General features: G+C 72.5%; 18 protein-coding genes. 8 read left to right on the forward strand and 10 right to left on the reverse strand.

Annotated elements, in window-relative coordinates:
- Position 1: 1 nt before the first annotated feature.
- Positions 2 to 1165, reverse strand: a complete 1164-nt coding sequence (locus MNZ29_RS12140; protein ID WP_242355384.1) for an aspartate kinase — start codon at positions 1163 to 1165, stop codon at positions 2 to 4.
- Between the two features lie 224 nt (positions 1166 to 1389).
- Here MNZ29_RS12140 and rpoZ point away from each other — a divergent pair, with 224 nt between their 5' ends.
- On the forward strand, positions 1390 to 1656 hold the full coding sequence (gene rpoZ / locus MNZ29_RS12145; RefSeq protein WP_242338539.1) for a DNA-directed RNA polymerase subunit omega: 267 nt from the start codon (positions 1390 to 1392) through the stop codon (positions 1654 to 1656).
- A 136-nt stretch (positions 1657 to 1792) separates the two neighbouring features.
- Here rpoZ and MNZ29_RS12150 read toward each other — a convergent pair whose 3' ends face one another.
- Positions 1793 to 2479 carry a hypothetical protein gene (locus MNZ29_RS12150; RefSeq protein ID WP_242338541.1) on the reverse strand — a complete coding sequence of 229 codons (687 nt, stop codon included), beginning with the start codon at positions 2477 to 2479 and terminating at the stop codon, positions 1793 to 1795.
- The gene (locus MNZ29_RS12155; RefSeq protein WP_242338542.1) at positions 2476 to 3099 is read right to left on the reverse strand and encodes a hypothetical protein; all 624 of its coding nucleotides are present in this window, start codon (positions 3097 to 3099) and stop codon (positions 2476 to 2478) included. The genes MNZ29_RS12150 and MNZ29_RS12155 overlap by 4 nt, the downstream gene beginning before the upstream one ends.
- A 396-nt stretch (positions 3100 to 3495) precedes the next feature.
- Between MNZ29_RS12155 and groES the strand changes: the two genes are divergently transcribed.
- The 4 genes from groES to MNZ29_RS12175 all read left to right on the forward strand — a co-directional run bounded on the left by groES (position 3496) and on the right by MNZ29_RS12175 (position 7257).
- Positions 3496 to 3789 (forward strand): co-chaperone GroES, encoded by a 294-nt coding sequence (groES, locus tag MNZ29_RS12160; protein WP_242338544.1) that lies wholly within the window; start codon positions 3496 to 3498, stop codon positions 3787 to 3789.
- 39 nt (positions 3790 to 3828) lie between these two features.
- Positions 3829 to 5472: a chaperonin GroEL gene (gene groL, locus MNZ29_RS12165; RefSeq protein WP_242355386.1), complete on the forward strand. Its 1644-nt coding sequence runs from the start codon at positions 3829 to 3831 to the stop codon at positions 5470 to 5472.
- Between the two features lie 1015 nt (positions 5473 to 6487).
- Positions 6488 to 6709 carry a hypothetical protein gene (locus MNZ29_RS12170; protein WP_242355389.1) on the forward strand — a complete coding sequence of 74 codons (222 nt, stop codon included), beginning with the start codon at positions 6488 to 6490 and terminating at the stop codon, positions 6707 to 6709.
- Positions 6710 to 7053: 344 nt separating this feature from the next.
- Positions 7054 to 7257, forward strand: a complete 204-nt coding sequence (locus MNZ29_RS12175) for a hypothetical protein (protein ID WP_242338551.1) — start codon at positions 7054 to 7056, stop codon at positions 7255 to 7257.
- Between the two features lie 69 nt (positions 7258 to 7326).
- On the opposite strand, the gene MNZ29_RS12180 is transcribed toward MNZ29_RS12175, so the two are convergent.
- A complete protein-coding gene (locus MNZ29_RS12180) occupies positions 7327 to 7767 on the reverse strand; it encodes a hypothetical protein (protein WP_242338553.1) in 441 nt (146 codons plus the stop codon).
- 199 nt (positions 7768 to 7966) lie between these two features.
- On the opposite strand from MNZ29_RS12180, the gene MNZ29_RS12185 reads away from it, so the two are divergent.
- A complete protein-coding gene (locus MNZ29_RS12185) occupies positions 7967 to 9400 on the forward strand; it encodes a hypothetical protein (RefSeq protein ID WP_242355390.1) in 1434 nt (477 codons plus the stop codon).
- A 101-nt stretch (positions 9401 to 9501) separates the two neighbouring features.
- Here the strand turns inward: MNZ29_RS12185 and MNZ29_RS12190 are convergent, their stop codons facing one another.
- The 4 genes from MNZ29_RS12190 to MNZ29_RS12205 all read right to left on the reverse strand — a co-directional run bounded on the left by MNZ29_RS12190 (position 9502) and on the right by MNZ29_RS12205 (position 13785).
- Positions 9502 to 9867: a metal-sensitive transcriptional regulator gene (locus tag MNZ29_RS12190; RefSeq protein WP_242338557.1), complete on the reverse strand. Its 366-nt coding sequence runs from the start codon at positions 9865 to 9867 to the stop codon at positions 9502 to 9504.
- Positions 9868 to 9875: 8 nt separating this feature from the next.
- Positions 9876 to 12278, reverse strand: a complete 2403-nt coding sequence (locus tag MNZ29_RS12195; RefSeq protein WP_255821425.1) for a heavy metal translocating P-type ATPase — start codon at positions 12276 to 12278, stop codon at positions 9876 to 9878.
- A 2-nt stretch (positions 12279 to 12280) separates the two neighbouring features.
- Complete coding sequence (locus MNZ29_RS12200) at positions 12281 to 12670, reverse strand: cupredoxin domain-containing protein (protein WP_242338558.1); 390 nt, start codon at positions 12668 to 12670, stop codon at positions 12281 to 12283.
- A 212-nt stretch (positions 12671 to 12882) separates the two neighbouring features.
- The gene (locus MNZ29_RS12205) at positions 12883 to 13785 is read right to left on the reverse strand and encodes a DUF1207 domain-containing protein (protein ID WP_242338560.1); all 903 of its coding nucleotides are present in this window, start codon (positions 13783 to 13785) and stop codon (positions 12883 to 12885) included.
- A 652-nt stretch (positions 13786 to 14437) separates the two neighbouring features.
- Between MNZ29_RS12205 and MNZ29_RS12210 the strand changes: the two genes are divergently transcribed.
- Together MNZ29_RS12210 and MNZ29_RS12215 are read left to right on the forward strand one after the other, a co-directional pair.
- Positions 14438 to 14737 carry a phospholipase D-like domain-containing protein gene (locus MNZ29_RS12210; RefSeq protein ID WP_242338561.1) on the forward strand — a complete coding sequence of 100 codons (300 nt, stop codon included), beginning with the start codon at positions 14438 to 14440 and terminating at the stop codon, positions 14735 to 14737.
- A gap of 10 nt (positions 14738 to 14747) precedes the next feature.
- On the forward strand, positions 14748 to 15107 hold the full coding sequence (locus MNZ29_RS12215; protein WP_242338563.1) for a cupin domain-containing protein: 360 nt from the start codon (positions 14748 to 14750) through the stop codon (positions 15105 to 15107).
- A gap of 115 nt (positions 15108 to 15222) precedes the next feature.
- Here MNZ29_RS12215 and sucD read toward each other — a convergent pair whose 3' ends face one another.
- Together sucD and sucC are read right to left on the reverse strand one after the other, a co-directional pair.
- Positions 15223 to 16212: a succinate--CoA ligase subunit alpha gene (sucD, locus tag MNZ29_RS12220; protein ID WP_242338565.1), complete on the reverse strand. Its 990-nt coding sequence runs from the start codon at positions 16210 to 16212 to the stop codon at positions 15223 to 15225.
- Positions 16213 to 16246: 34 nt separating this feature from the next.
- Positions 16247 to 17416 carry an ADP-forming succinate--CoA ligase subunit beta gene (gene sucC, locus MNZ29_RS12225; RefSeq protein WP_242338567.1) on the reverse strand — a complete coding sequence of 390 codons (1170 nt, stop codon included), beginning with the start codon at positions 17414 to 17416 and terminating at the stop codon, positions 16247 to 16249.
- Positions 17417 to 17534: the final 118 nt, after the last annotated feature.

Genomic DNA, 17534 nt, shown 5'->3' on the forward strand with positions numbered 1-17534 from the left:
CTCAGCCGATGAGCCGCCGGTGGAGCTCCCGCGCCGCGTCCGGCAGCGCGCGCGCGTCGCAGTAGGCCGTCACGCGCAGCGCGGAGGTGAAGAGCGCGCGGGCGGGCGCGCCGAGGCCGTCGAGCACGCCGGTGACCTCGCGCAGCACGCGATGCCCGGCGGAGAGTCCGGTGCCCACCACCGAGACCGCGCCGAGCCCCTCGTCCGCGATGTCGATCCCGGGCACGTCGGCGCGGAGCGCGCGCGCGAGCAGCTCCCAGTCGTGCACGTTCTCGAGCGCGAGGACGAGCCCGGCGCGCGCGCCCGGCATCGCGATCTCCGCGGCGACGGCCCCGCGGCCCTCGAGCCGCTCCAGCACGGCGGGGAGCGCAGCGGCGGGCAGGCCGAGGAGCGCGAGCTCCTTCTGCGTCGCGACGCCGGCGATCCGCTCCGGGTGCGTCCCGCCACGAACCACCGTCTCCTCCGCGCCGCCGAACGTCGAGCGGGCGTGGATGGCGATGCCCCGCTCCTTCGCGAACTCGACCGCCTGCGCGTTCAGCACCTTCGCGCCGGCCGCCGCGAGCTCCTGCATCTCGTCGTACGAGAGCGCGTCGAGGCGCCGCGCGGTGGGGACGACGCGCGGGTCCGCGGAGAACACCCCCGCGACGTCCGAGTAGATCTCGCAGTCGCCGCCGAGCGCCGCCGCGAGCGCGACCGCGGTCGTGTCCGAACCGCCGCGGCCGAGCGTCGTCACCTCCTTGCGCGAGGAGACGCCCTGGAACCCGGCGACGATGACGACCTTGCCGCGGGCGAGCTCCTCCTGCACGCGGTAGGGCCGCACCTCGACGATGCGCGCGGAGGCGTGCGCGTCGGTGGTGAGGATGCCGGACTGGCTGCCGGTGAAGCTGATGGCGTCCACGCCCTGGTCCTGCAGCGCCATGGAGAGGAGCGCCATCGAGATGCGCTCGCCGGCGGTGAGGAGCATGTCGAGCTCGCGCCGGGGCGGCGCCGACGAGACCTGCTTCGCGAGCGCGAGGAGCTCGTCGGTCGTGTCGCCCATCGCGGAGACGACGACGCACACGTCCTTGCCCGCGCGCCGGGTCGCGGCGACCTTCGCGGCCACCTTGCGCATCTTCTCGACGTCGGCGACGGACGAGCCGCCGTACTTCTGCACGACCACCGGCATGGGGGACCTCCGGGCGCGAGAGCTTGCCCGCGGAGCGCCCGCCGGTAAAGGGCCGGCAGGGCGCAGGAGCGGCCGCTCGCCCGCCCGGGGCGGGGTGCGATATCTCTCGTGCTTCCGCACCCCCGGAGGCCGCGGGCTCCGGGCGGGCCGCGACGGAGGTTGACCCGACCCGAAGACCCTCTTATCTTCCGCCGTTCCGCCGTAACGGAAAGAAGGAAGAGCTAATGGCCCGCGTCACCGTCGAAGACTGCCTCCCCATGGTCGACAACCGCTTCGCGCTCGTGCTCCTCGCGACCAAGCGGACCCGTCAGCTGATGGCGGGCGCCCGGCCGCTCCAGGGCATGACGAAGAACAAGCCGCCCGTGCTCGCGCTCCGCGAGATCGCGACGGGCAAGGTGCGCTTCGACCGCTCGGTGAAGGACGCGCTCTCCGGCAAGTTCGACAAGGAGAAGTCGACGATCCCGGCCGGCCAGACGCGCACGCTGCGCTAGTCGCCTCCGCTCGCCCTCCGCAAGTCGGGGCGAGCAGGTCGCGGCGATCGCAAGCCGTCGCACCCCGCGGGCGCGCCTCACCGGCGCGCCCCGTTCGTTTCTGTGGCGCGAGGGTCTCGCCGCGCCGCCCCCCTCGTCACTGCGCCGTCCGCGCGCCCAGGTAATCGAGCTTCTCGCGCCCGCCGAGCCTGTAGCTCTGGCGCAGCTCGCGGAGGAGCCCCTCGATGTCGGCGTCCTCGACGAACCGGCCCTCGAGCCAGCGCGCGTAGCCGCCGCCCAGCCGGTTCGCCTCGCGGTAGCGCGCGAGCGCCTCGGGACCGAGGTGGGCGTGGTACCGGACGCGCTCGAAGAGGCGCCGGCGGAGCGCGCCGCTCGTCCGGCGGAGCCCGCGCCGCCACAGGTGCAGGAGCAGGACCGCGAACTTGTCCACCTCCGCCTGCGCCTCGAGCTCGAGGAGCGAGACCGGTCGCCCGGCCGCGGCGCGGGTGGCGAGGTAGACGAAGTGCGAGACGCCCTCGGCGGCGCAGGCGACGCGCGCGAGCGCGGCGCGCGCGACGAGGCGGGGGCGCCGGTGGTGCGGATCGGCCGCCGCGGCGGTCTCCATCACCGCGTCGTCGAGGTAGAGCCCCAGCGCGACCCCGTCGTCCTCCTCGAGGACGAGCAGCTCCTCCGGCGCCTCCGGTACCCGCCCCGCCGCCCTCGCCGCCTCGCGCCCGACGAGGAACGCGGCGACCCGCGGCGCCTCCACCGCGTAGATCGCCTCGAGCTCGCCCTGGAGGAACGCGAGGGTCCGCCCTGCCCGGCCGCGCGCCGCGCGCGTCACTGCGGCAGCTCCCCCTTGCCTCGCCGTGCGCCCGGCCCGGCGAAGAGCGCGACGCCTCGCTCGCGGAGCAGCTGCGCGACGCGCTCGGAGCGCGTCTGGAGGAAGCGCTCGTAGAGCCGCACGAGGCCGCGGTTCGAGCGGAGGTCCGAGAGCTCCGCGATCTCGGCGAAGAGATCCACGAACTGCTCGAACCGCCCGGAGAGCTCGCCGTAGAGCGCGTCGAGCCCCGGCCGACCGCGCTCGGTCTCGGCGAGGGCGGAGTACGCCCGCTCGCCCATGGCGATGTAGTAGTCGACGTCCACCGGCGAGCGCGCGAGCGAGTCGCCGAAGAAGCCCGAGACGAAGAGCGCGGTGTCTCCGAGGCGGCGCAGGTGCGCGGCGCGCGCGCGCCGGTCGGCCTGCAGCGCGCGGAGCAGGACGAGCGCGAGCGGCTCGGAGCGGACGGTCCCGTCCGCTTCCTCCACGAAGAGCCGCTCCGTCTCGAGGAACCGGGTGAGGAGATCGACGAGGTAGAACTCGGTGGCCTCCTGGATCTTGAGCCTGCGGGTCGAGAGCGTGTCCGCGACGAGCTCGCGGAACCATTCCTGCGCGGACTTGCCGACGAGGATCGACTGGCTCACGGTTGCCGGGCCCTCCTCTCGCCCCTCCACGAGGCGCCCTCCCCGACCGGCGGAGAGCGACCTCCTTCCAGAACGGTACGCTCTGCGATCTCCTGCGGCAAGCTGCCGCACTTGCGACGGATTTCCCGGGGACCACGCCGCGTCGCGCCAGCTCGAGCAGCCTGGCCGGGCGACTGCCAGCCGCCGCCTCGGCACTCGATCGGGTCGACTGCCAGCCGCGGGCAAAAAAGGCGCCCGTTTTCGGGGCTTTCGCGATCCGCGGTGCTCGCTTGACACCTCGGGGGCGGTGATTAGGATCCGCCGCGCCGCTGGCAGTCGGTTGGGTCGAGTGCCAGCGGCGTGAACGACCTGCTCATCGTCCCGGCGCGGCGCGCCGGGATCACACCGGAGGCATCCATGACGAAGATCCGCCCGCTGCAGGACCGCATCATCGTGAAGCGCGTGCAGGAGGAGGAGAAGACGAAGGGCGGCATCATCATCCCCGACTCGGCGAAGGAGAAGCCGATCGAGGGCAAGGTGCTCGCCGTCGGCAACGGCAAGGTCCAGGAGGACGGCAAGGTCCGTCCGCTCGACGTGAAGGCCGGCGACCGCATCCTCTTCTCCAAGTACGCGGGCACCGAGATCAAGATCGACGGCGAGGAGCACCTCATCATGCGCGAGGACGACATCCTCGGCGTGATCGAGAGCTAGTCGCCCGCCTTCCCCTCTCAAGAAACGGAGCACATCAGAATGTCTGCCAAGGAAATCTGCTTCGACCAGAAGGCGCGCGACGCGATCCTCAAGGGGGTCAACACGCTCGCCGACGCCGTGAAGGTGACGCTCGGGCCCAAGGGCCGGAACGTGGTCATCGAGAAGAGCTTCGGCTCCCCGACCATCACGAAGGACGGCGTGACGGTCGCGAAGGAGATCGAGCTCGAGAACAAGTTCGAGAACATGGGCGCGCAGATGGTGAAGGAGGTCGCGTCGAAGACCTCCGACGTCGCCGGCGACGGCACCACCACCGCCACCGTGCTCGCCCAGGCGCTCTACCGCGAGGGCTCGAAGCTCGTCGCGGCCGGGCACAACCCGATGGACATCAAGCGCGGCATCGACAAGGCCGTCGAGATCATCGTGGGCGAGCTGAAGAAGCTCTCCAAGCCGACGAAGGACCAGAAGGAGATCGCCCAGGTCGGCATCATCTCCGCGAACGGCGACACGACCATCGGCAACATCATCGCCGAGGCCATGGAGAAGGTGGGCAAGGAGGGCGTCATCACCGTCGAGGAGGCGAAGGGCCTCGAGACGACGCTCGACGTGGTCGAGGGCATGCAGTTCGACCGCGGCTACCTCTCGCCGTACTTCGTGACGGACGCGGAGCGGATGGTCGCGAACCTCGAGGACGCGTACATCCTCATCCACGAGAAGAAGATCTCGAACATGAAGGATCTGCTCCCGCTGCTCGAGCAGATCGCGCGCTCGGGCAAGCCGCTCCTCATCGTGGCCGAGGAGGTCGAGGGTGAGGCGCTCGCGACGCTCGTCGTGAACAAGCTCCGCGGCACGCTGCACGTCGCGGCGGTGAAGGCGCCGGGCTTCGGCGACCGCCGCAAGGCGATGCTCGAGGACATCGCGATCCTCACCGGCGGCCACATGATCGCCGAGGAGCTCGGCCTCAAGCTCGAGCAGGTCACCCTGAAGGACCTCGGCCGCGCGAAGCGCATCTCGATCGACAAGGACAACACCACGATCGTCGACGGCGCCGGCCAGAAGGCCGACATCGAGGCGCGCGTGAAGACGATCCGCGCCCAGATCGAGGAGACCACCTCCGACTACGACCGCGAGAAGCTCCAGGAGCGGCTCGCGAAGCTCGTCGGCGGCGTCGCGGTGATCAACGTCGGCGCGGCCACCGAGACGGAGATGAAGGAGAAGAAGGCCCGCGTCGAGGACGCGCTGCACGCGACCCGCGCGGCCGTCGAGGAGGGCATCGTCCCCGGCGGCGGCGTGGCGTACCTGCGCGCCGTGAAGGCGCTCGAGGGCATGAAGGTGAGCGAGGGCGAGAAGTTCGGCCTCGACATCGTCCGCCGCGCCGTGGAGGAGCCGCTCCGCCAGATCGCCGGCAACGGCGGCTACGAGGCGTCCATCGTGGTGAACAAGGTGAAGGAGGCGAAGGAGGCCAACTTCGGCTTCAACGCCGCCTCGGGCGAGTACGAGGACCTCGTGAAGGCCGGCGTCATTGACCCGACCAAGGTCTCGCGCTCGGCGCTCCAGAACGCGGCCTCGGTCGCGTCCCTCATGCTCACCACCATGGCCCTCATCGCCGAGAAGCCGAAGGAGGAGGCCGCGGCCCCCGCCGGCGGCGGGATGGGCGGCATGGGCGGCATGGGCGGGATGATGTAGCTCGCCTCCCGCCGGCCCCGCGCCCGCCTCAGGGCGGCGCGGACCGCGGGAACGCTCGCAGGAATCGAAGGGCCGCCGGGAGACCGGCGGCCCTTTTTCTTTGGCATTTCCATTGGCGCCGCCAGGCGAGCGCGGTCGCGCTGCTCGCGCTGCTCGCGGTCTCCGCCCCTCGCCGGTCACGTCTACCGGGTTCGCGGGCGTGTCGGTCGAGGGTCTGCAGGTACTCCTACGCTCAGAGCGATCGACGCGACGGGTGTGGCGTTCGGCCGCGAGCCCATGACACCGCTCGTGTGCTGCACGATGCGGCATACAGCGCCGCGGGCAATTCGGGTCTTCCGGTGGACCACTGGTCGGGATTCGGGCCGCCCGGAGAACGAGCACCCGACCGAGTCCTTGTGTTTCACGGGAGTGTATCACGATGCGCGCACGCGAAGTGAAAGGCCGGATTCCCCTGGCCTCTCACTCTTGGAACCACCGGGGTCATCGATGCTCGCCGGGATGGTGGCGGCACAGCTGCTGTTCTTGACGCAGGGAGTCTGTGCCACCGGGAGTACGCGTACCTGCAAGCTCAGCGGCTGCGCCACTGCCGAGCAAGTCTGCCACCTGACGCGACGCCTCCGTGGTACCGGCCCCCACGGAGCTTAGAAGATGTTCAAGTCCGAGTGGAAAGGTTGGCTCATCATCACCTTTGCGCTTCCGGTTGTCGCCCTGGTTCTAGCCCTGCTTGTCGTGCTCGTCCTTCGGTTCGTCCATTAGCCGTGACTCGACATCCGTTGGTCCTGCCGTGGAAATGAAACTCAGGTGTACCCCAGCCACGCCATTGTGGGTTGGCGCGGGTGCGGCGCTACTTGGGATAGGGCTCACCGTCCTGCCGCGATACCGAAACGCCCTCGGCGTCGTGCGATCGGCAAGCGTTCTATCGATATCCGTTGGCCCGGCACTCGTCTGCGCACTGATGCACGTTGGCTGTGCAGTACTGGCAACAACGCGGCAACCCCCTCGAGGTCGCATCGTCGTGCTCTGCGGCGTCTACGACGTCATCGTCGGCGCGTTGATGTGGGTTCCATGGGCGGGGCTTTGGTTCAGTCTGTTCGCGCCGTTCAGCTTCGTGGCTTTCATCGCGGCGTACGGATCTCGCGGCGTCCAAGTACTGGGCTACATCGCAGCGGCCACGGCAACCTTCACGATTGGCATCTGGATCGTGGGTCGAGTCCGTTCGATTGCGCGAAACATCTGAACGCACTGTCGGATGAGCTGTTGAGCGCTCGCTGCCATCGGCGCGCTTTCTGTGGCGAGCGCGCCGAAGCCCACCAGGGCGCCTCCATCGCTCACCGTTCGGCGGGGCGAAACGGATGCTCTTCGGGGATTCCCTCGCCACTGTCCGACGAGATGTTTACTTCGTGACGACCGCGGGAACGCTCGCAGGCTCGAGGGGCTGCCGGGAAACCGGCAGCCCCTTTTCCTTTGGGCTTTCGAGCAGTTCGCGCCCGGCGCTCCCGCGCAGCCCCCCGGGGAGAACCCCTCCTCGCGGACCCCGCCTTTCGCGGCACCCGCTCGCCCTAGGGCGCGCACCATGGGGTCATGAAAAAGCGCATCGTCAGGACGAAGTGGGCGACCATCGAGCGGCCGGGCGACGTGGGCATGGACCTCCCTGCCGGCGTGACCGCGGCGCAGCTCAAGCCGACGGACTACCACCCGATGGAGATGGAGCAGGCGGAGCAGCCGACGCCGAAGGCGCGCGTGGCCGCGAAGGTGCGGCGCGCGCTGCACCACTCGCACCGGTAGTCACTCCCCGCCTCACGCGCGGCTCGCGCCCGTGCGACCTTCGCTGCATGGGCCGGCCGCGCGTGGACTTCAGCCCGGGTTTCGCGGCGCCACCTCTCCAGGGAACAGCGCGCCGGCGACGAGGGCGATCGCGGCCACGACGCGATCGAGGAACACGATCGCCGGCAATGCGAAGGCGAGCCCCAGCGCGAACGCCCACAGCCGCCGGTGCGCCGTCTCGAGCTGCGTCGCCACGAACACCGAGGCGCCGAACATCGCGAGCGTGAGCGTCCCGCCGACGAGCAGCGCCGCGGGCCAGCGCAGCCCCAGGAGCCGCAGCGCGCCGGAGATGGCGACGAGCCCCGCGACGTTCAGCAGATCGCGCCCCGTCCCCGCCCACCACGCGCGCTGCTCCTCGTCGCGCAAGCGGAGCCCGATCTCCTGCAGCAGCAGGAACGCGAGCACGGCGGCGAGGTAGGCCGCGACTGCGAGGGCGCGAGCCGCGCCCGCGGGCGGGACGATGGTCCACACGCCAGGACGTCTACCAGAACCCGCCGCCTCTTCGGACGGTCCCCGGACACCCGCCCCGGACGGCCGGGCAGGGTGGGGCACGGCGCGGGCACCCGCCCCCGGCGGACGCGCGCCCGCGCGGCCGGCCGTGCCCCTGCGCAGGCGGATTGAGCGGCCGCGCCCGGGGGTGGACGATCGAGCTGCGCTCGGGAGGTGCACCGTGAGCCATGCACACGAGCTCGCGCTCGCAGCCGTGCTGCTCGCCGCGGCGGCGTGCGGAGGAAACGGGAAGGACGGCGGCGGTCCCCCTCAGCCTGTGAGCTACGCCGTGCGCATCGCGCTCACCGGACCGGGCTCGGTTGACGTGACGGGCGACGCGGCCGGCAAGTGCCAGCGGACGTGCAGTCTCTCCGTGAAGGCTGGCGGACGGGTGGTCCTCACGCCGGTGCCGGACGCGGAGGCGTCGTTCGAGGGCTTCGGCGGCGCGTGCTCGGGGAGCGGGCCGTGCCCGCTGGAGGTGAACGCGGACGTGGACGTGACGGGGACGTTCGAGGCGACGCCGTCGCCGGCGAACGTGACGCTCACGATCGTGCGCGCGGGCGACGGGCAGGGCGAGGTCACGAGCGATCCCGCGGGCGTGAGCTGCGCCGCCTCCGCGTGCACCGGCGTCTTCGCGAGCGGGGCGACGGTGACGCTCACCGCGACGCCGGACGCCCGCTCGCGCTTCGAAGGATGGGAGGGCGGCGGGTGCAGCGGGACCACCACCTGCGCGCTCGTCCTCACGGCCGCGACGAGCGTCACCGCGCGCTTCGCGCTCGGGGCCCCGGGCACCTACGCGTTGAAGGTCCTCTCCCATCCGGACGGCACCCTCACCGCCGGGAGCGGCATCGACGCACGCGGCGACGTGGCGGGCACGCTCTTCGCCAGCGAGTGCTGCGAGTCGCAGGTGTTCGTCTACGACGCCGCGACCGATCGCGTGACCCTTCCGCTCCCCGACCACCGGGGCGCGCGAGGGGTGGTCATGAACGACGAGGGCATGCTCATCGTGTCCCTCGAGGACGGGAAGTACTACCGCTTCGAGGACGGCGCCATGCTGTCCGCGCTCGGCGCCATGACCCCGCAGGCGCTGAACGTTCACGGCTGGGCGGCGGGCTGGATGGAGGCGGGGCCTGGCCCGCTCCACGCGGCGGTCGACGACGGGACGACGCTCCGGGATCTCGATCCGGGCGGCACCGCCGCCAGTACCGCGAGCGGCATCAATGCGGCGGGGATCGTCGTCGGGAGCCGTGAGGGCAAGGCGGTCGTGTTCGAGGCGGGCGGGCCCCGCGAGCTGCCGGTCCCCGCCGGCTCGGTGGCGCTGGACGTGAGCGACGACGGGAAGGTCGTGGGCGCGGCGAACCGCAGGTTCAAGTGGACGGAGCAGGCGTTCCTCGCCGAGCTCGCGAGCGGCGACGTCACGCTCGTCGATCGCCCGAGCGACGACGCGGGCATCAGCCTCGACCGGATAAACCGGGCCGGCACCATCGCGGTCGGTCAGCTGTATTCGGGCTTCGGGACGGGGGACGGGTGCGTCTACCGGAACGGCAAGCTCGAGCGGCTCGGCGACCTCGTCGAGCTCCCCCGGGCATGCGCATCCTCCACGTGGGAGGCGTGAACGACCGCGGACAGATCCTCCTCACGCTCGTCGACGGGCACGGCCGGACGTCGCCCGCCATCCTGACGCCTCGCTGAGCCGCTCGCCGGCCGGGGTGAGGCTCAGCGCGCGCTGCGGTACATGAGCTCGACGAGCTCGTCGTACATCGCCTCGGCGTCCTCGCCCCCGGCGCGGATCGCGTTCGTCGCGCAGTGCTTCAGGTGGTTTCGCATGAGCTCGCGCCCGACCCCGCGGAGCGCCTCGTGGACGGAGGCGATCTGCGTGAGGATGTCGGCGCAGTAGCGCCCCTCCTCGACCATCTTCTGGAGCCCGCGCACCTGGCCCTCGATGCGCCGCAGGCGCTTGAGATTCGCGTCCTTCGTGGCGGGATCGACCGCGGCGGCCTTCCCGCCCGGCCCCACCTGCTCCGCCGCGCCGCACGGGCACTGCGCCTCCACGGCCACCGCCTCCTTCGCGCTCTTCGCCATGTCGTGCCTCACGCGCCCCTGAAGCGGCGCAGCCGCAGGCTGTTCGTGACCACGCTCACGCTGCTCATGGCCATCGCCGCGCTCGCCAGGATGGGCGAGAGCAGGAGCCCGATCGCGGGGTACAGCGCGCCCGCGGCGATGGGGATGCCGACCACGTTGTAGACGAACGCCCAGAATAGGTTCTGCCGCATGGTCCGCATCGTGCGGCGCGACAGCGCGATGGCGTCCGCGACGGCGCGCAGGTCGGCGCGCATGAGCGTCACGTCCGACGCCTCGACGGCGACGTCCGTGCCGCTCCCCATGGCGATGCCGACCTCTGCCTTCGCGAGCGCCGGGGCGTCGTTGATGCCGTCTCCGACCATCGCGACGACCTTCCCGGCCGCCTGGAGCCGCTCCACCTCGGCGAGCTTCCCCTCGGGCAGGACGCCCGCGACGACGCGCGGGACGCCCGCCGCGCGGGCGACCGCCTCCGCGCTCCGGCGCGTGTCGCCGGTGAGCATCACCACCTCGAGCCCCATCCTGCGGAAGCGCGCGATCGCCTCGCGCGAGGTGGGCCGGATCGGATCCGCGACCGCGAGGAGCCCGGCCAGCGCGCCGTCCACCGCCGCGAACACCGTGGTGTGCCCGTCCGCGGCGTGCGACGCGGCGGCTTCCGAGAGCGGTGAGGTGTCCACGCCCTCGGCTGCGAGGAACGCCTCGTTCCCCACGATGACCCTACGGCCCTGGACCTCGCCGCGCGCGCCGCGGCCGGTTGCCGACTCGAAGCGCGTCGTCTCCAGCGCGGGGACCCCCGCGGCCGCCGCGTGCGCCGCGATGGCCGCCGCCAGGGGGTGCTCGCTCTGGCGCTCGACCGCCCCGACGAGCGCCAGCAGCCGATCCTCGGCGACCGCCGCACGCTCCGGCAGGACGACCCCCACCACGGCCGGCCTGCCCTCGGTGATGGTCCCGGTCTTGTCGAGCACGATCGTGTCGATCGCGTGCGCCCGCTCGAGGGCCTCGCCGCCCTTGATGAGCACGCCGAGCTCCGCGCCCTTGCCCGTCGCGACCATCACCGCCGTGGGCACCGCGAGCCCCATCGCGCAGGGGCAGGCGATGACCAGCACGGCCACCGCGGCCGCGAAGGCGCGCACCGCGGGCGCGGCGTCGGCGGCGACGAACCACACGACGAACGTCGCGATGGCGATCGAGAGCACCACCGGGACGAAGATCCCGCTGATGCGGTCCGCGAGCTTCTGGATCGGCGCGCGCGAGCCCTGCGCGTCGCGCATGAGCTTCACGATGCGCGCGAGGACGCTCTCCGCGCCCACCGCCGTCGCGCGGTAGCGGAACGCGCCGGTGCCGTTCACCGTCGCGCCGATGACCCGCGCGCCCGGTCCCTTCTCCACCGGCATGGGCTCGCCGGTGAGCATCGACTCGTCCACCGCGCTCGCGCCGGCGAGGACCTCCCCGTCCACCGGGATCCGCTCGCCCGGCCGCACCACCACGGTGTCGCCGTGCTCGACCTGCTCGACGGGCACGTCCACCTCGGCGCCGTCGCGCACGACGCGCGCGGTCTTCGGCTGGAGCTGCACGAGGGCGCGCAGCGCGGCGGAGGTCTGGCGCTTCGCGCGCGCCTCGAGGGTGTTGCCGACGAGGATGAGCGCGATGATGAGGACGACCGCCTCGTAGTAGACGTCGGGCGGGACGCCGCGCGCGAGGAAGAAACCGGGCGCGAGCGTGGCGATGACGGAGAGCAGGTAGGCGGCGCCGGTCCCGACCGCGACGAGCGTGTTCATGTCCGCCGAGTGGTGGCGGAACGCCGCCCAGGCGCGGGTGTAGAAGTGGCGCCCCGCCCAGGCCATCACGCCGGTCGTGAGGACGAGGAGCCCGAACGAGATCGCGCGCGGCGGGATGGCGTACAGCCACGGGAGCGCGCGCGAGAGCGTCGGATCGAGGACCCGCATGCTCCAGCGCATGAACGGATCGGCCGGCGCGCCGAGGCCGAGGTGCGCGTGCGTCGCCATGAGCGGCATCGACGCGACCATCGCGACGGCGCCGGCGGCGAGCGAGGCGAGGGCCTTGCCGCGGAGCTCGCGGAACTCGCGGACGCGCGCCTCGTCCTGCTCGGCGAGCGCGTCGCCGCCGGCGAGCGGGAGCGTCGCGCCGTAGCCGGTCGAGCGGACGCGCTCGAGGAGCGCCTCCGCGGAGGCCGCGCTCGGGTCGAAGGCGATCGTCGCCTCGGCCGTCATGAGGTTCACGTTCGCGTCGAGCACCCCCGGCGCGCTCGCGAGCGCCTTCTGCACGCGCGCCTGGCACGCGGCGCAGGTCATGCCCGAGACCTGGACCGTGAGGCGCGCTGGCGCGACCTTCAGCGTCGGGGCGCCGGCGCCGGCCTCGCCGGCGCGCGCCACCGTCCTCGTCGTGGCGTCCATGGTCATTCCTCCTCCACGACGAGGCTGCCGCGGAGCATGCCCATGCCGCAGGTGAACTCGTACGTCCCGGCGCGCTGCGCCGGCAGATCGACGCTGGTCCGCTGGTGGGCGGGGAGGAAGCGCCGGAGGCCGAGTTCCGGGATGACCACCTCCTCGGAGCAGCTCGAGTCCTCGCGGCGATCGAAGACGAGCCGCGCGGGCTGACCGGCCCGCAGCCGCACGCGCGCCGGCGAGTAGCCCCCCTCCACCCGGATCACCGCCTGCTGGACGCCCGTCGCGCCCACCTTGGCGGCGACCGCCGCCTTCCGCCGCTCGGCGAGGAAGAAGTACCAGTTCACCCAGCCGATCGCGGCCACGCCGCCCGCCACGACGGCCACCTCGCTCACGTCCATCTCCTGCCTCCGTTCGGCCGCCCGCGGATACCCCCGGGGCGTGAGCCCGCCGATCCGGATCTAGATACCCCCCTCCCCTATGTCAAGCGAAAGCGAGCCTGGACGCCAGGCGGGCGCCTGGCCGCGCGGAGACCGCCGGGCTGGCCATGACGTGGCGAGGCACGGAACCGTCGCCGGCGAGCGCCCTGACGCACCGGTGAGCCGGCGCGGCGTCAGAGTTGGACGTGGAACCCCACGCCGGCGTAGCGGGTGGACTCGAGGAAGAACTGCCCGTACGGCGACGGCCCGTCGTAGTACTCACCGAGGAGGCTCCAGATCCGCGGCGGGTGCCCCTCGCTGCGCCACCAGGCCGCCTCCACGCCGGCGCGGACGCTGACGGCCGGCTTCCACTCCTGCTGCTCCGTGGACTTCACGTCCGCCGCCGCCACGAGCCGCAGCCCGCGCGTCGGGCCTGCCCGCACCTCCGCGCCGGCGTGGACCAGCTTCGGGTCGAGCGTGCTCGGCTTGCGGTTCACGAGGTACTCGCCGCCCGCGTAGACGCGGAGCGGCCCGAGCTCCTGCGACAGGACGAGCTCGACGGACTCGAACGCCAGGTTCACGCGCTGGATCTCGCTGTCGGCGCGGAGGAGCAGCTCGTCTCCGAGGTGGGAGCTCTGGTGGTAGACGCGGGCGCGCGCCGAGAAGCCGGCGTACCGGTACGTCAGCGGCAGGCCCACGAGGTAGTCCGCGTTCAGGAGGTCGTCGCTCGGGGAGTCGAGGTCGAATTGCGCGAACACGGCGGCCTCCAGCCCGAGCTGGAGCCCTTCGCCGGGACGGGGACCGCCGAGCCGGAAGAGCGCGAAGCCGTCGCCCACGCCGATCGAGCCGAGGTGCAGCGTCTGCTCGCTCGTCGGGAACTTGCCCCACAGATACGACACGAAGGAGCGGATCGCCTTCGGATCGGCGACGAGCGGACAGAAGACGTCCCCCTGCGGCAGCGGCACGAGCCCCTCCGCCTCGCCGGCGTGGACACCGGTTCCACAGCGGAGGATGTGGCCCTCGTCGGCCGAGGCCGTGGACGTGAGGGCGGCTGCAACGAGCGCCGCCACCGCGAGCGGCCGGCTACGTGAGGTCATCGCGTCTCCTTCGGTGAGCGCCGCGGGCTTCCCCGGACGGCGCGGGCTCCACGTTACCGCGCGGCGCCCGCCCGCGTGCTCCCTGGGCGGGCCCCTGCTCCGTCAGGAGCCGCGTTCATTCGCCGCGGCCGCGTGGCGCCGACCTCCTCCCACAGCCCCGCCTGGCGCCCAGACCACGTCCCGCCCGGTCGCGTGATTAGCGTGAGGGCGATGAGGCCCTTCGACCGCCGCGCGGCGTGGCTCGCCACGGCGGCGCTCCTCGCCGGCGCCTGCCGCGCGAACCCGGAAGCGCGCGTCGCGCCGGCGCCACCCGCCGCCCTGGACGCGCGCCTCGAGGCGCAGACCGGGGCGCGGCTCGTCGCGGGGAACGAGCTCACGCCCATCGAGAACGGCGCCGTCTTCGACGCGATGGTGAAGGACATCGCGGCGGCGAGGCGTCACGTGCACATCGTGAGCTTCATCTGGCGCGGCGCGGAGGGCCCCTCGCGCCGCATCACCGACGCGCTGCTCCGGCGCGCGCGTGGGGTCGAGTGCCGCATCGTCGTCGACCCGTTCGGCTCGCTGAAGTTCGACGACGCGCAGCGGGACGCGCTGAGGCGGTCGGGCTGCGAGGTGGCAGCGCGCGAGCTACGAGGAGCTGCTCGCCGCAGGCGTGCGGATCTACGAGTACCAGCCGAGCATGATGCACGCGAAGACCGTGCTGGTGGACGACCGCTGGGTGGCGATCGGCTCGACCAACATGGACCCGCTGAGCTTCGACCGGCTCGAGGAGGGCTCGGTCGTGGCCGACTCGCCCGCGCTCGCCGGGCACCTCGAGCGCACGCTGCGCGCCGACCTCGCCCGCTCGAAGGAGATCACGCGCGAGGAGTGGTCGCGCCGCGACCCGGTCGTGGACGTGGCGCGCGACGCCGCGTCGCTCCGACGAGTGGCTCTAGGGCGGCGCGCCCGCTAGATGAACGCGCATGGAGAAGGTGAACCTCGGGGAGAAGCTCGCGCTCGTCGACGACTTCTGGCACCCGCGCGTCGTCGCGGAGCTGAACGGCCAGCACGTGAAGGTGGTGAAGCTCGCCGGGCCGTTCGTGTGGCACCAGCACGAGCGCGAGGACGAGCTGTTCCTCGTGGTCCGCGGCGAGCTGCGGATGGAGCTCCGCGATCGCTCCATCGAGCTGCGGGAGGGAGAGCTCCTCGTCGTCCCACGCGGCGTCGAGCACCGGCCGGTGGCGGAGCGCGAGGTCGAGGTGCTCCTGTTCGAGCCCGCCGGCACCCTGAACACCGGGAACGTCCGCGACGAGCGGACCGTCGACGCGCCGGAGCGCATCTGAGGCACGCGCGGCGCTCGCCGCCGCGCGACGGCCCGTACCCTGCAAAGTCCGGCGGCGACACCCGGCTCTACCCGGCACGCCGGGTGTCGCCCACCGGTATCCCCGGTTCTCCGCGCTAGAGGTCGGGGGAATCCTGCTCGCGGCGCGCAGCGCGTCGGCCTGCCGCCGTCGCGCGCGCCCGCCGAGGGCCGGGCGACGCGCTCGCGCGCTTCGCGCTCCGCGTCTTTCGTCGCGTGAGGACGTGTCGCACCGCCTCGCCGATCCCCGCGGGGCTCTCGCAGACGACCACGCCCGCCTCGCGGAGCGCCGCGATCTTGGCCGCGGCGGTCCCGCTCGAGCCCGAGATCACCGCGCCCGCGTGGCCCATCCGCCGCCCGGCGGGCGCGCTCCGCCCGGCGATGAAGCCGACGACGGGCTTCGTCACGTTCTTCCCGATGTAGCGCGCGGCCCACTCCTCGCCCGACCCGCCGATCTCGCCGATGAGGACGATGGCCTCGGTCTCCGGGTCGGCCTCGAAGCGCGAGAGGCAGTCCACGAAGTCGGTGCCGTTGACCGGATCGCCCCCGATGCCGACGGCGGTCGACTGGCCGAGGCCGAGGTCCGTGAGCTGCTTCACGGCCTCGTAGGTGAGGGTGCCCGAGCGCGAGACGATCCCGATGGGACCGGGCCGGTGGATGTGGCCGGGCATGATCCCGATCTTGCATTGCCCGGGCGTGATCACGCCGGGGCAGTTCGGGCCGAGGAGCCGGACCCCGGGGCGATCCTGCAGGAACCGCTTCACCGTCACCATGTCGAGGACCGGGATCCCCTCGGTGATGGCGGTGACGAGCGGGACGCCCGCGCCGGCGGCCTCCATGATCGCATCCGCCGCGAACGGCGGCGGGACGAAGATGACGCTCGCGTTCGCGCCGGTCTCGCGCACGGCGTCCGCGACCGTGTCGAAGATCGGGACGCGCTGCTCGAACCGGGTGCCGCCGCGCCCCGGCGTGACGCCGGCGACGACGCGCGTCCCGTAGCCGAGCATCTGCTCGGCGTGGAAGCTGCCCGCGGCGCCCGTGATCCCCTGCACCACGACCTTCGTGTTCCTGTCGACGAAGATGCTCACGATTCCTCCCGCTCGGTGAGTGCCCGGTGCCGTGTCACGCCGCCGCCCGCGCCGCCGCGACCGCCTTGCGGGCCGCGTCGGCGAGGTCGTCTGCAGGGATGATCTCGAGGTCGCTCTGCGCGAGGAGGCTCTTCCCGAGCTCGACGTTGGTGCCCTCGAGCCGCACCACGAGCGGGACCGAGAGCCCGACCTGCCGCGCCGCCGCGAGGATGCCCTTCGCGATGACGTCGCACTTCATGATGCCGCCGAAGATGTTGACGAGGACCACCCGGACGCCCGGGTCGGCGAGCAGGATCTTGAACGCCGCGGCCACCTTCGCCTCGGTCGCGCCGCCGCCCACGTCGAGGAAGTTCGCCGGCCGGCCGCCCGCGAGCTGGATCATGTCCATCGTGCCCATGGCCAGCCCGGCGCCGTTCACCATGCAGGCGATGTCGCCCTCGAGCGCGACGTAGGACAGATCGTGCTCCTTCGCCTCGAGCTCGCGCGCCTGCTCCTCGTCGGGGTCGCGGAGCGCCGCGAGGTCCGGGTGACGGTGGAGCGCGTTGTCGTCGAGCTCCAGCTTGGCGTCGAGCGCGACGAGCTCGCCCTCCGCCGTGACGACGAGGGGGTTCACCTCCACGAGCGAGGCGTCCGTCGCCGCGTAGGCGCGGTACAGGCCCGCGGCGAGCTGGACGAACCGGCCCGCGGCCTCGCCGTGGAGGCCCAGGCCGAACGCGAGGCTGCGGGCCTGGTTCGCCTGGAGGCCGGTGAGCGGATCGATCACCGCGCGCAGGATCTTCTCGGGGTGGAGCCGCGCGACCTCCTCGATCTCGACGCCACCCTCGGTGGACGCCATGACCGTGACGCGCCCGGTCTCGCGGTCGACGGTCATGCCGAGGTAGAGCTCGCGCTCGATCCGGCAGCCCTCCTCCACGTAGATCTTCCGGACCCGCTGGCCCGCGGGGCCGGTCTGGGCGGTGACGAGCACCATCCCGAGCATGGCCTCCGCGTGATCGCGCGCCTCGTCGGAGGAGCGCGCGAGCTTCACGCCGCCGGCCTTGCCGCGGCCCCCCGCGTGGATCTGCGCCTTGATCGCGCAGATCGGCGTCGCGAGCGCGCTCGCTGCCTCCTCGGCCTCGGCCGGCGACGTCGCGAGCTTCCCTCGCAGCACCGTCACCCCGAAGCCGCGCAGAAGCTCCTTCGCCTGGTACTCGTGGATCCTCACGGGTGGGGCTCCTCTCGCTGTCGTGCCGCCTGGGGCATACGAGAGCAATCGCTGCGCCATCGGGCGCATGCCTCGGCCCCTCCCTCCAACCCCCTGGAATGTCTCCGATCGCCTCCGC

The organism is Anaeromyxobacter sp. SG64, assembly GCF_022690745.1.
Classification (GTDB): Bacteria; Myxococcota; Myxococcia; order Myxococcales; family Anaeromyxobacteraceae; genus Anaeromyxobacter; species Anaeromyxobacter soli.

Bases quoted from the DNA above. Each gene is read 5' to 3' on its own strand.
- MNZ29_RS12195 (WP_255821425.1), bottom strand. From the start codon at position 12,278: ATGGACGCCACGACGAGGACGGTGGCGCGCGCCGGCGAGGCCGGCGCC.
- MNZ29_RS12190 (WP_242338557.1), bottom strand. From the start codon at position 9,867: ATGGCGAAGAGCGCGAAGGAGGCGGTGGCCGTGGAGGCGCAGTGCCCG.
- MNZ29_RS12175 (WP_242338551.1), top strand. From the start codon at position 7,054: ATGAAAAAGCGCATCGTCAGGACGAAGTGGGCGACCATCGAGCGGCCG.
- groL (WP_242355386.1), top strand. From the start codon at position 3,829: ATGTCTGCCAAGGAAATCTGCTTCGACCAGAAGGCGCGCGACGCGATC.
- MNZ29_RS12140 (WP_242355384.1), bottom strand. From the start codon at position 1,165: ATGCCGGTGGTCGTGCAGAAGTACGGCGGCTCGTCCGTCGCCGACGTC.
- MNZ29_RS12215 (WP_242338563.1), top strand. From the start codon at position 14,748: ATGGAGAAGGTGAACCTCGGGGAGAAGCTCGCGCTCGTCGACGACTTC.
- groES (WP_242338544.1), top strand. From the start codon at position 3,496: ATGACGAAGATCCGCCCGCTGCAGGACCGCATCATCGTGAAGCGCGTG.
- rpoZ (WP_242338539.1), top strand. From the start codon at position 1,390: ATGGCCCGCGTCACCGTCGAAGACTGCCTCCCCATGGTCGACAACCGC.
- MNZ29_RS12205 (WP_242338560.1), bottom strand. From the start codon at position 13,785: ATGACCTCACGTAGCCGGCCGCTCGCGGTGGCGGCGCTCGTTGCAGCC.
- MNZ29_RS12200 (WP_242338558.1), bottom strand. From the start codon at position 12,670: ATGGACGTGAGCGAGGTGGCCGTCGTGGCGGGCGGCGTGGCCGCGATC.